The 13,539-nt window shown below is 45.1% G+C and carries 8 protein-coding genes; 5 read left to right on the forward strand and 3 right to left on the reverse strand.

Annotated features, from left to right (window positions below; translation table 11 throughout):
• Window positions 1-31: 31 nt before the first annotated feature.
• Window positions 32-1,699: a nucleoside kinase gene (locus HMPREF1212_RS22685; protein ID WP_028730312.1), complete on the forward strand. Its 1,668-nt coding sequence runs from the start codon at window positions 32-34 to the stop codon at window positions 1,697-1,699.
• Here the strand turns inward: HMPREF1212_RS22685 and HMPREF1212_RS22690 are convergent.
• The 3 genes from HMPREF1212_RS22690 to ribF are packed head-to-tail and all read right to left on the reverse strand — an operon-like array spanning window position 1,689 to window position 4,961.
• The gene (locus tag HMPREF1212_RS22690) at window positions 1,689-2,969 is read right to left on the reverse strand and encodes a lipopolysaccharide biosynthesis protein (protein ID WP_046151185.1); all 1,281 of its coding nucleotides are present in this window, start codon (window positions 2,967-2,969) and stop codon (window positions 1,689-1,691) included. The two genes, HMPREF1212_RS22685 and HMPREF1212_RS22690, sit on opposite strands and share 11 nt — an antisense overlap.
• Before the next feature lie 4 nt (window positions 2,970-2,973).
• A complete protein-coding gene (locus HMPREF1212_RS22695; RefSeq protein WP_046151186.1) occupies window positions 2,974-4,029 on the reverse strand; it encodes a M20 family metallo-hydrolase in 1,056 nt (351 codons plus the stop codon).
• A 5-nt stretch (window positions 4,030-4,034) separates the two neighbouring features.
• Window positions 4,035-4,961 carry a riboflavin biosynthesis protein RibF gene (gene ribF, locus HMPREF1212_RS22700; protein WP_046151187.1) on the reverse strand — a complete coding sequence of 309 codons (927 nt, stop codon included), beginning with the start codon at window positions 4,959-4,961 and terminating at the stop codon, window positions 4,035-4,037.
• A gap of 104 nt (window positions 4,962-5,065) precedes the next feature.
• Between ribF and HMPREF1212_RS22705 the strand changes: the two genes are divergently transcribed.
• The 4 genes from HMPREF1212_RS22705 (at window position 5,066) to HMPREF1212_RS22720 (ending at window position 13,533) form a co-directional block, all read left to right on the forward strand.
• Window positions 5,066-8,212, forward strand: coding sequence for a hypothetical protein (locus HMPREF1212_RS22705; protein WP_046151188.1), 3,147 nt, complete (start codon window positions 5,066-5,068; stop codon window positions 8,210-8,212).
• 162 nt (window positions 8,213-8,374) lie between these two features.
• A complete protein-coding gene (locus tag HMPREF1212_RS22710) occupies window positions 8,375-8,920 on the forward strand; it encodes an RNA polymerase sigma-70 factor (protein WP_046151189.1) in 546 nt (181 codons plus the stop codon).
• A gap of 127 nt (window positions 8,921-9,047) precedes the next feature.
• Window positions 9,048-10,028, forward strand: coding sequence for a FecR family protein (locus tag HMPREF1212_RS22715; RefSeq protein WP_028730318.1), 981 nt, complete (start codon window positions 9,048-9,050; stop codon window positions 10,026-10,028).
• Window positions 10,029-10,191: 163 nt separating this feature from the next.
• On the forward strand, window positions 10,192-13,533 hold the full coding sequence (locus tag HMPREF1212_RS22720) for a TonB-dependent receptor (RefSeq protein WP_028730319.1): 3,342 nt from the start codon (window positions 10,192-10,194) through the stop codon (window positions 13,531-13,533).
• Window positions 13,534-13,539 lie beyond the last annotated feature (6 nt).

Genomic DNA, 13,539 nt, shown 5'->3' on the forward strand with positions numbered 1-13,539 from the left:
GAGCAAAACTACAAATAATAACTGATATAATATGTCTGAAACAATCACAATTTATTGCAAAAATAACAATACTTATAAAGAAGTCCCTATGGGCTCTTCTTTATTGGATATCTATACGACGATGGGAGCGCCTTTGCGTTACCGTCCGATGAACGCAAAAGTGAATAACAAGGTAGAAGGGCTGAATTTCCGTTGCTGGCATCCGAAGGATGTTGAGTTTGTGGATTATACGCAGTCTTCGGGGCTTCGAACTTATGTCCGTTCCCTGTGCCATATATTCTCTAAGGCGGTGAACGATGTGCTTCCTTCCGCCACGTTGAATCTGGAGCATCCGATATCGAAAGGTTACTACTGTGTAATCCATAACGGTAAGAAGATCGATACCGAAACGATTGACAAGATAAAGAAGCGGATGCGTGAGATTATCGATGCCGATCTGCCTTTCCTGCATAAAACGGTTCGTACGGTGGACGCTACGGTCTTGTTCCGTGAACGGGGCATGAATGATAAAGCCCGTCTGATCGAAACAGCCGGAATGCCTTATACCTCATATTACGAACTGGACGGATATATTAACTTCTTTTACGGCTGTCTGACTCCTTCGACCGGCTATGTCCAGCTGTTCGACATCGTCCCTTATTTCGACGGCGTATTACTCCAGATACCCAAAAGAAGCAATCCGCTGGAACTGGAACCGGCTATCCAGCAGGATAAGATGTTCGAGGCTTATAAGCAACACCTTACCTTGCAGCGTACACTGGATTTGAATAACGTAGGCGATCTGAACCGTGCCATTGAACAAGGCCATACCTCCGAACTTATTATGGTTTCGGAAGCGATGCAGGAAAAGCAGGTGGCCAAGATTGCAGAGGAAATAGCGGAGAGATATAAGGAGGGCGTCCGTATCGTCCTGATCTCGGGGCCGTCGTCTTCCGGAAAAACGACTTTCTGTAAACGTCTGGAAGTCCAGCTGATAACGAACCTGGTTCATCCGGTAGCCATCTCACTCGACGATTACTTCCTGAACCGGGAAGATACGCCGAAAGACGAAACCGGAGAGTATGACTTCGAGTCGCTCTATGCCCTCGACCTACCTTATTTCAACAGTGAGATGAAAGACTTACTGTCTGGAAAGGAAATAGAAGTGCCCACTTTCGATTTCGGAACAGGCAAACGGATCTATAAAGGCAAAAAGCTGAAGATGCAGGAAAACTCAGTCCTGGTGATAGAAGGTATCCATGCCTTGAATCCCGAACTGACCTCGATGATAGACGATAAGTATAAGTACATGGTTTATGTCTCCGTTCTTACCTCTATCTCGCTGGACAACCATAACTGGATACCGACAACCGACAACCGCCTGTTGCGCCGTATCATCCGTGACTACCGTTTCCGGGGATATTCGGCAAAAGACACGATTGCCCGTTGGCCGAGCGTACGCCGGGGAGAAGACAAATGGATTTTCCCTTATCAGGAGAATGCGGATGCCATGTTCAACAGCGCCATGTTGTATGAGTTGGCAGCCCTGCGCAAGTTTGCCGAGCCGATCCTGGCCGAGGTACGTGAAAGCGATGACGAGAATGCGGAAGCCTACCGCCTGTTGCGCTTCCTTCGTTATTTCAACTATATCCCGGATGTAGGACTGCCCGGTACATCGCTTCTGCGTGAGTTCCTGGGAGGAGGAAGTTTCAGATATTAAGCTTCTTATGAATCCGTTTCACTAATTCATTAAAATCTTCTTTATCGGGGATGAATTCAGATAACCGTGTTCTGTTTTTTCGGCAGAATACGGTTATTGAGAATGTCAGCATGGCACAGAATGCAATACTGGAAGTGATGGCTGCCCCGACCACTCCGTAGATGGGTATCAGTATGTATCCGGCTATCAACAACGTGATAAGCCCTATGCTTGAACTGTAAGCGCTGTAACGTATTTTCCCGCTTCCTATAAAATAATGGCTTAATATGCTGTTGCAACCTAAAGCAACAATCCCGGTAGCCAGACCGAAGATCACTTTCCGCATGCCTGTAAATTCGGGACTGAACAGATATTCGGTATAAACCCATTCCGGAATAAACAGAATGCAGATGGTGGTTGTTGCAATGGCACAAAAGGTAAGTTTGAATAACTTCAGCGTAATCCTTACCTGTTTGTCGGGATCGGTCGTCTGGGCTACGCTGCTGTATTCGATAAAGCTGACGCTCCGGCTGATATGCCAGACACTTTCCGAGATCTTTGTACCGGCATCGAGCAAACCTACACTTCCCAAGCCCGCGAAACGCTGTATCAGGAAATAATTCAGGCGGGTAGTCAGTACTTCTGCTATATTGTCCGCACTTCCCCATAGTCCGTAGGTGAACATCTCTTTTAATATGGAGAAGGCGGTTTTGTTGGCCGGCTTATCTTCCTTTTCGGTCAAATAAGGATATAGCAGGATGCAGCTGCCTACTAATGCAATCCCATAGGTAATATATAATCCGTAAACGTAAGAAGATACTTCCTGCAAGCCGGCTATATAATAAAAGTATAGGAGAATGAAGAACAACAGCCCGCCCTGCATCATATAAGTCAGGTTAAAACCAGTGATGTTATCTTTCCCGAGCAGGAAACGGGCGTTAGTCGTTATAAAAGAAGATATAATAGATAACAGGTAAATATCAATGAAGTATTCCTTTGGGAACAAGCCGAATAATAACATGGCACCGCAGGCAATGCCTGAACCGGCCAGCGGCCAGATGTAAGCCGGGAGCAGGATCGTATGCATGGAATAGCGGTTCATGAAATATACGATCGTATTTCCGGAAAGTACCCCGTTAAATACAACCGCTATGCTGATCGATGCCAGAATAATACCCACCAAACCGACACCTTCCACCCCTAATGCTTTGGCATTAATGAAAATAAGCATCAGGTTCAGGAAAGCAATCAGGTAGCGTGTGCCTATTGTCCCCAGTATCTTTTTCAGCATATAATTATAGTTTCAATCCATCCAGCAAACGCACATACGTGTCGATCGCTTCCCTGATCTCCATTAAACCGATATACTCGTCTGCCGCATGCGAGCGGGCGGAGTTTCCCGGGCCGATCTTGACGGAAGGGAATGGCATCAGTGCCTGGTCGCTCAGCGTAGGGGAACCGAAAGGTTCTTTCCCCATCATGACAGCCCGCTGAACGAACGGGTGATTCAGGTCTGTCCGTGTCGAGTTGAGGCGGTAGCTACGGGCTTTCACTTCGCAACCGACCTGTTCCCGGATCAGTTCGAATAACTTTTCGTTGGGATAGAATTCGTTGGTACGGATATCTACGGTAAACTCGCAACGGTCGGGCACGACATTATGTTGCGTACCGGCATGAATGATCGTCACACTCATCTTTACCGGCCCCAGAAAGTCGCTCTTCTCCGGGAATTGATACGTGTTGAACCACTCTATCTCTTTCATGGCCAGGGTGATTGCGTTGATACCTTCGTTGCGGGCAGCATGTCCGGCTTTCCCTATGGAAACACAATCGAGCACCATCAATCCTTTTTCAGCAACGGCCGGCTGCATGCCCGTAGGCTCTCCGACAATGGCGAAGGCGATAGGCGGAAGATCCGCCAGAGCGCTTTCAATACCGTTCTTGCCCGATACCTCTTCTTCGCATGAAGCCAGAAAGATCAGGTTATAAGCCTGCTCTTTTTCGATCAGCCGGGTAAAGGCGGCATACAGGGAGACTACACTGGCTCCCGCGTCATTACTTCCAAGGCCGTATAACTTCTCATCTTCACTCTCTTCGGGATTGAAAGGATCTTTTGTCCAGCCCGATGCCGGTTTTACGGTGTCGATGTGGGAATTGAGCAGTAGGGTCGGCTTATCCAGATTAAAATCGGGAGAGACAATCCACAGGTTGTTACCTTTACGATGTACCGTATGTCCGGCCGACTGCCATGTCTGTTGCAGAAAGTCGGCTACCGCCGCTTCGTCCCGGCTGAAAGAAGGCCGGCTGATCATTCCTTTTAAAGTATCTATTGCTTCGTAGTAAAGTTCCATCTTGTTTATTCCGTTAATAATTTACCGACCGTATTCCGGTCTTTACCCAATTGCTCTTTCAGTTCTTCCAGCGAACCGAATTTGATATCTCCCCGTACATAATATATAAACGCAACGGTTATTTCGTTATTGTAAATATCTCCGGAGAAGTCCAATATATTCACTTCCAGCGTGATATTGCTGCCATTGTCCAGTGTGGGGCGGTCGCCGATGTAAAGCATCCCCTTATATTTCTCCCCATTCAAGTACACCCATACGGCATAGACACCGATACCCGGAACGATCTTGAAAGGCTCGTCCACCTGTATATTGGCAGTCGGAAATCCCAGTTTACGCCCTACTTTATAGCCGTTTACAATCGTCCCCCGTAGTTGATACGGGTAAGTAAGCAACTTGTTCGCCTCTTCCACCCGGCATTCCGTCAGTAATTTGCGGATCTCGGAAGAGCTGACAGCCGTACGCCCTTCGTCGTAGGGAGACGCTTTTACCACTTCCATCCCGCAGGCGGCTCCATAGGTGACATACTGCTCGAACCCATCTGTCCGGTCATGCCCGAAACGATGGTCGTAACCGATCAGTAAGGTTTCCACATGCAGCTTGTCGGCCAACACGTTGCTGATAAATTCACGGGCAGTCAGGTGCGATAGTTCGATCGTAAAGTCGAGCACGATACAATAATCGATCCCCGTCGAGGCCAGCTGTTCCAGTTTCTCCTCAAACGAATTGAGTAACTTCGGCTGATAATCGGAATGCAATACGGCACGGGGATGTTCCGGGAATGTGATCACGGCCGAAGGCAGATCGCGCGCCTGCGCAACCTCTTTCAGTTCATTAATAAGAAACCTGTGTCCAAGGTGTACACCGTCAAAGAATCCGATGGTGGCAGCCAGTTTCTTCCCTTTCAATAACTCCGTATCTCTAACAACTATCATTTTTCTTTTCTTTCGCTCGTTCAATGGAAAGACAAAAGTACATAAAGAAGGAAATTAATCGTACATTTGACCTATCTATTAACAGATATATCTAAATATTAGTTATGAAAAGAGTCTTTTATCTTCTGGTTAGTCAGATTTTTGCGGTGTCGTTGCTTTTTGCCGGCCCTATACAGACAGAGAAGCGAACCGTCGTTTTCACTCCTTCCGGCGGTGAGAAGGTTTATTTATTAACTCCCGGAAACAGTATTACCGAAGATGTTTCGTTTCAGCAGGCGGATTATCCGACGCGGAAATTCCTTCGTGTGGTAGGTGGCGTGAAGATGCCTGCTCCTTTCCAGAGTAGGGGGGAAGAGATGTTCCGCCGCTCCGAGTTCTATATCGATGATAATCTCGACTCCGTTCATGTAAAGAAAGATAAGTATTCCCTTTATTTCAAGGGGGAAGACAATAACTTCGAGCGTCATGCCTATTACCGTATTTCGGGAGACTTGCTGAAACCCGGCGAGCTGGTTGTTACCTTACCGGTCATTCAACGGCAGAACCTGTCGGTCTCTTCCGGTGGCGACTTCGGCGTGGAGATAGAACTCTTTTATAAGAAACCGGGGCGTTATAAGGATGATATCTACGACCGTCCGGACTCCCTGCTATATTTCAGTGTACCCGAAGGAACAGGCAAATACCGGGATGTAATCGCGAAGTTTATCCTTCCGGAGAATGTGGCTTGTGCCTTCCTGCGTATCGGTGGAACTTATTTCAGCGGCGAATGCTGGGTGGAAGCTCCCCGCCTGATGCAAAACAAGAAACCGGTTTGTGCTATCCCTTTTACTAAGTTTGCCGATAAAACCGACGATTATAATTACTGGACAGGCTGTAACCTTTCTACCCGTAGCTGGCCGCGCTGGAAACTGGATTATAACGGTACGACCGTGTTTGAAGGCAATATCTTCGACCGTGCTTCCGACGTAGCCGACTTTTATATCCCTCTGCCTGCTTCCGTCGGGGGAAAGGGCGACCTGAAACTAACCCTATTGAAAGAAGATAACCGTGCCGCTTATCCCTACGAACTCCGTTCCCTGGAGATCATAGAAGAGAGCGCGCGTGACTATGAAATAGTATCTGTTCCCGAATATGTATCTGCCGGGAGTGCTTTCGGAGTGCTGCTGGAAACGAATAAGCCGAATGTAAAACTGAAGGTACAGGCTCCGGCTTCCGTCTCTCCTTCCCAACAAGAGATAGAACTGAAGGAGACAGGCCTGCATGTCGTCGAGTTCAGGGCGGATGAGTTTGCTTCGGCCGTGCCGCTGGTTTTCGACGATGGTTCCCGCAAGGCGGAAGTTTCGATCCGCCAGATCATTCAGAAGGAACCGGACGAGGTGTATCTCTCTTCCGGGGATGAAATTCATATCGATAAGGAATATACTCCGTATGACTATTTCTTTAAATGGTACGTTTCAAACCGTATCGGCAACTGGTACCAGTTCCGTCCCTCGTACCAATGGAGCGGTTTCCGTGTCGCCAATCCGGAAATTATCCGCCACTATACCGATTTGTTGAATAAGCTTCAGATGCCTTACGCCTGGCAGGTGGAAGGCCGTACGCTGGCCGGAAAACGTATTAATCCCGACCTCGAAACACTCGCTTCGCCGATGTTCCGTGGCAAGCAGGCGCACGAGAATGATGGCGGTTACTATTACTGGCAACATTTCCTCTATCAGGGAGTCTTTTCCGATATGGCTGCCCGCAACCGTCCTTACGGCGGTATCTTTGCCAAACATCGTCCGATCTATACCGACCACGGCGTCTTTATCCATTACGATCCCGAAGGTGTGAAAGATATGGCCGACGGTGCCCGTAAACTGGTGGAGAACTTCCGTTATTCGAAAGGAGAAAGTACCCGCCATACCGGTCCGTCTTCCCTGTTCCGTTATCTCTATCAGGCAGGTTACAATTGGCTCGGAGCCGAACAGATGTACGGCCCCGAAGAAATCATCCTTTCTTCCCTTCGCGGGGCATCCCGTGCTTACAGCCGGCCGCATTACGGTTCGTTGCATGCCATGCAATGGGGCTCCCGTCCGTTTACTGATCCGAAACATGCACTTCGCCTGTATATGTCGCTGGCGGTTGCCTATATGCATGGTTCGTCCCATATAAATACGGAAGAGGCTTTGTGGACAGACGAATATGCTAACGATCGTTTTACAAAATCCGGCAAGGAGCATCTGTATGCCCAGCACCGCGTACTGGATTTTATCGAGACGCACACCCGCCGTGGCGAACAGAAAAGCAATATTGCCGTGATCCAGGGAAGAAACGACGCCTGGAAGTCTTTCGGACGTTCCAGCCTGTGGTCGCAGAAAGGCGATAAGTGGGCGTTCAACAAGGCTACCGAAAGCTTCGACCTGCTGAATGTTTTCTATCCGGATAATATCGTGGATGCTTGCGGCCCGCAAGGTTGGTTTACGGCTACTCCGTACGGAACTGTCGATCTCTTGCCGGTGGAAGCTCCTCTGGATGTAATGAATAAGTATAAAGCAATGGTCTTTCTGGGTTGGAACAGCTTCGACGAGAACGATTTCCTTCGTATCCGTAACTATGTATTCGACGGTGGAACGCTTGTGCTGACCGCCGCCCATCTGAATGCGGAACTTCAGCCGGATCAACCTGTCCGCTTCCCGGCCAACGATGCCGTTATCCGTGAAATGCTGGGCGATAACTACCAGTCGCTGACGGCCAAAACGGAGATTGCCTTCGGAAACGGAAAGATCGTCTATTTCCCGTCTCCCGCTTATCCGGCAGAAACTTCCCTGCGAAGCCGGTACGAAACAACCCTGCGTGAGATCGGCGAAACGACCGTTGCCGCGGAACAGACTGCCGGCTGGATCGAGTCTGCCCCTTCCATCGGCTTTACCGTTTGGGACAGCAAAGACCGCCGCACCATCTATCTGCTGAACACCGACTGGCAGAGCAACGAAGAACAGCATACCGCTACTTTCGTCTGCAACGGCAAGAAATTCCCCCTCGACGTAAGACGTTATCATATCGAAACCGTCCATTACGCCCACGGCCTGGCAATCTCTCCCGGCAGCAACACAACGGATATCCTGTCGATCGACCGCGAAGCTGACGGCTGGAAAGTAACGATCCAGAATACGGAAAAAGATACGATCCGCTGCTTCAACACCGAAACGGGTACGATCGACTCTATCTCTTTCGAAGAACCATCCGTACATATTATTTATGTAAAGTGACCTTATTTTTGTTTCACTTAGGAGAAACAAGTGTTTCATTAGGGTGAAACAAGTGTTTCTCCTAAGTGAAACAACTCTTATACTTAACTATTTGAGCGGGCAATATGCGTTAAAAGCTGGCGAAGTTGCGGAATAATACCTGATATTTTATATGTTTGCAAGATGGAAGTGAAAGATCAGACCACGAATTGCTATCAGCGCATATATCTTGAATATGCTCCAATGCTACTTCGCTTTGCGGGTAAGTTTGTTTCCGGTTTCTTTGCTGAAGATATCGTGCATGATGTCTTTCTAAAACTGTGGGATAGGCAAGTATTTCTTCTTCCGGATGACGATCTGAAACGTATTCTCTATGTTGCTGTCCGTAATGCTTGTATCGACCATCTGCGTCGTTCAAATGTAGAACAGGAAATTTTGGATATCCGTGCCGTGCAACTCAAACTGGATGAGTTGGATTATTTTGAATCGTCCGATGAACTTTTCATGAGGAAAGATCTTATGGAACTTCTTATGAAGAAAGTGGAAGAATTACCCGAACGTGGACAGGAGATCTTTCGTCTTTCTTATTTGAAGGGCATGAAAGCGGCTGAGATAGCTGATCAATTGGGGCTTTCTGTCCGTACTGTCGAGAATCAACTGTACAGGTCATTACTTTATTTACGTAAACATTGTTCCCATCTGTTTTTCTATTTCTTTACATTGATTTGAGCTTTATTCCATCTTTATCATTTCTTTTGAAAAAAAGTTCGTTTTCATGTGAGTACTTTTTTCCTACCGTTCGTTAAGGAAATAAAGGGGTAAGTCACCCCATAGGAAAAAGCTTAGGAGATATATCATGGAAAACGAATATACAGAATTAATCATTGGCTATTTACAAGGTAATCTCTCTGAGAAAGAGATCGATCTTTTTTATGATTGGGTAAATGAGAGTGCCTCAAACAAGGAACTGTTCTTTGAGATAAAGGCAATGTACGATGCCGGCATTTCCTTAGGAAACGCTTTGAATGTAGATGAAAGTTGGCAACGCTTGCTTAATAAAAAGGAAAAGCCACAAGCCCGCAGATTTAGTCTTTGGTACCGGATTGCTAGCTATGCTGCTGTCGCTTTAATTGCTGTAGCGGTTAGTTCTACGTATTTCTTTTTCTATCCAGCGAAGGTGGAGAGTGATTTGTTTACCAAATATATAGGAGGTGATGGCCTGGAGGCTGATATTGTAGAATTACCGGATGGTACACAAGTTTGTTTAGGTGCGAAAACAAATTTCTATTATGATAAGAATTATGGCAAAAGCCAACGCATTGTTTATTTGGAAGGTGAAGCTTATTTTGAAGTAGCTAAGCAAAAGGAGAAACCGTTTATCGTTAAGACCATGGAGCAGGATATCGAAGTTCTCGGAACCAAATTTAATGTAATGGCTTATCCGACAGATTCGCTGGTCATTACCACTTTGTTGGAAGGCTCTGTGCGTTTAATGACTTTAGGCGGTGGCCGGGAGACTATCCTAAGACCTGATCAGCAGTTTATTTATAACCGAAACAGGAAAACTGCCTCTTTGAATTATGTGGATGCCCGGCAATATACATCATGGACAACCGGCTACTATTATTTTTCGGAACAAACATTGGATGCTATTCTCGACCGGTTGAGTCATGTTTACGGAGCTGAATTTACCGTTCTCTCAAAATCATTGAATAAACGAACTTTTACCGGTACATTCTATCGGGGAGAAAGTATAAAAGATATTATGGAGGTCATTAACCTGTCTGTCCCGATCAAATATAAGATCGACAAACGACATGTTACAATTTCGGAATAAGAGGTATGGATTAGTTAACCTTTAAAATTAAATGTATGAGTGGATAAAGTAAAAAGTAAGAAGTTGGGAAAAATATCTTGCCGGATACCCTTTTCTAAAATGTGTGATTCAATTAAACTTCCATTGCCGTGGAAAATGTGTTTAATCTTAAAACTATTAGAGTATGAATAATCAACGTATAGTTGCTTTTGTAAACCTGAAAAGAGCTATAAACATTATGAAGTTAACCGTGTTAATGCTAACTGTTTGTCTGTCGCAGGTGTTTGCCGCAACCTATGCACAGACAGCCAAACTAACAGTTTCTGCCAAGAATGAAACGTTGGAGAATGTACTGAAACAAATAGAAAAACAATCCGAATTCCTGTTTTTCTATAATCTGGAAGAGATTAATAAGAATGAGAAAATCTCTATAAATAAGGAGGATGTTAATATTCAGGATTTACTGAATACAATATCGGCAAATACCGGGCTCCGGTATGCGATTAAAGATCGCCATATTGTATTGTATAAGGCTGAAGTAATATCTTCTCAGCAAAGTGGAAAAAAGACAATCACTGGAATCGTTAAAGATGTGAGTGGCCCTATTATCGGTGTAAATATTTTGGAAGAGGGTACCTCGAACGGTACTATTTCTGATATGGATGGCCGGTTTACTTTAGAAGTTTCGGAAGATGCCGTGTTGAAGTTTACGTATGTAGGTTATTTACCACAGGAAATAAAAATAACCAATCAGAAGTCGTTGAATATTGTGATGAGAGAGGATAGCCAGACGTTGGACGAACTGGTTGTGGTTGGATACGGTTCAGTGAAGAAAAGCGACCTGACGGGATCTGTATCCTCTGTTAAAGCCGAAGATATTACGAAAATAGCCACCAGTTCACCGGTTGCGGCATTACAAGGACGGGCTGCCGGCGTATCTGTTTCGCTAGGTTCAGGCTCTCCGGATGCGACGGCATCTATTCAGATCCGTGGGGTGGGTACTCCGAACGATTCTTCGCCATTGTATGTAGTCGACGGTTTTCCTATGAGTGATATAAATCATCTAAGTCCTAACGATATCGAATCGATCGAGATATTGAAAGATGCCTCAGCCTGTGCCATCTACGGTTCACGTGGTGCTAATGGTGTGGTAGTAATTACGACTAAAAAAGGGAAAGCAGGTGATTTGAAGGTTAATTTCAATGCTTATTATGGTATTGAACACCTTGCTTCAAAACCGACGATGCTTAATTCTTCACAATATGCGGAACTATCGAATATCGCGTACCAGAATGCCGGTGAAGGGCCTTTGTATTCAAGCACTACCAATATGCCTTATAATACGGATTGGTATGATACCGTATCTCATTTAGGCCAGTTCCAGAATTATAATATCAGCATGACAGGTGGAGGCGAGAAAGTACAATCTGTTTTCAGTGCCAATTATTATAAACGGGAAGGTATCGTCAAATCTACGGATTTTGACCGTATATCGTTAAACCAGAACAATGTGTTCAAAGCAACCAGCTTTCTGAAATTCACGACATCGCTATCCGTTGCTATGACCAATCATAAAAGATTGGATCCTACCAGTATTTTCCTGTCTTCTTTGATTGCTCCTCCTGATATTCCAGTTATCGATCCGGAAACGAACTATTATACAGGTATCCGTAAAATGAGATTGGAAAATCCGGCCGGGCGTATCGCCAGGAATAATGGTAACAATAAACGCCTTTATTTTGTAGGTAACTTTAGTGCCGATCTTAATTTGACGAAAGATCTGGTATTTACTTCCCGCTTTGGTATAAAGTTCAGAAATAATCATGATAGTGATTTCCAACCTGTATTTTATGAAACAGCCGATAATTCGACATTAATGAATACGGTTACTAGAAAAACAGCTCGGACAATAGACTGGACATGGGAGAACATGTTGACATATCATCATAATTTCAATGAGAAACACGATTTGACAGTGATGGCTGCTATGTCTGCCCGGAGTTATACAAACGATGCTTATGAAGTGACTAAACAAAATGTTCCGATCGAAGATGAGGAGTTCTGGTATTTTGATGCTGCTACGGAAAATCCTCTGGCAAAAGGTGATGGTGCGGAACTGACTATGTTGTCTTATCTGGGACGTATCAATTATGGCCTTTTGGATCGTTATCTTATTACGGCCAGTATTCGTGCGGATGGTTCTTCCCGCTTTATGAAAAATAACAGATGGGGATACTTCCCTTCTGCTGCCCTTGCCTGGAAATTATCAGAAGAAAACTTCTTTAAAAACTGGGAACAGAGTGTCTTAAGTTCAGCGAAGGTAAGGGCTGGTTATGGGGAGATCGGAAATGAAAATATATCTTCTTATTATCCGTATTTGACTCCTATAGCGCAACAGAGGTATTATACTTTGGGACAAAACCAGGACAGAGTGAATGGTTCGTTACCTTCCGGTATCGGTAATGTCGATGCTAAATGGGAAACTTCCACACAGTTGAATTTCGGTGTAGATTTAAGCTTGTTTAATAACAGGTTCAGCCTTACGGCTGATTATTATATCAGAAAGACAAAAGATATTTTGTTGACACAACAGATCCCCCGGATTTCAGGATTTGGAAGTATGGTTCGTAACGTAGGTGGTATGCAGAATAAAGGATTTGAGTTTACACTTGGGTTTAAAGGGAATAAAGGTGATTTCTCTTATAGTCTGAATGGAAATCTGGCACTGGTTAAAAACGAAGTAACCAGTTTAGGTACTTCCGAAGCCTTAGTGGCTAGTTTCCCTTACGATTATACGTTGATTGATTTACAGGGTGCATTAGGAAATATAATTCGGAGTGAAGTAGGCAAACCTTACGGACAATTCTATGGTTATGTGACGGATGGCATATTCCAGAATCAGGCCGAGATCGATGCTTATGTGAAAGACGGTAAACTGATCCAACCGGATGCCAAGCCTGGTGATCGTAAGTTCAAGGACTTGAATAACAACGGAAAGATTGATGACGGCGATATGGATTTTATAGGTAATCCTATTCCGGATATTACTTATGGCTTGTCATTTGATGCTAGTTATAAGAATTTCGACTTGAGTATATTATTCCAGGGGGTTGCAGGAAATCAAATATATAATGCTGCCAAGTATTATTATATGCGTTTCGACGGGAAGCAGAATGTACGTGCGGAATATCTGGATGATTATTGGAGAGGAGAAAATACATCGAACACCCAACCTATCCCTACCAAGGATCTGACAAGAAATAGCCGTAACTTCCGTAACTCTGATTATTATGTTGAAAACGGATCTTATCTTCGCTTGAAAAATATCCAGTTAGGATACACTTTCTCTCCAAAGCTTGCTGAAGGATTTAAGCCTTCTATTCGTCTTTATATTTCAGCCCAGAATTTATTTACTATTTCCGGTTATAGCGGATTTGATCCGGAAGTCGCAACAGACTTGTCGGTGGATAGAGGGCAATATCCGCAGGCTCAGTCATTTATGGTCGGAACAGTTATTAACTTTTAAGGAGAT

The sequence above is a fragment of the Parabacteroides sp. HGS0025 genome, assembly GCF_000969845.1.
GTDB classification, from domain to species: domain Bacteria; phylum Bacteroidota; class Bacteroidia; order Bacteroidales; family Tannerellaceae; genus Parabacteroides; species Parabacteroides gordonii.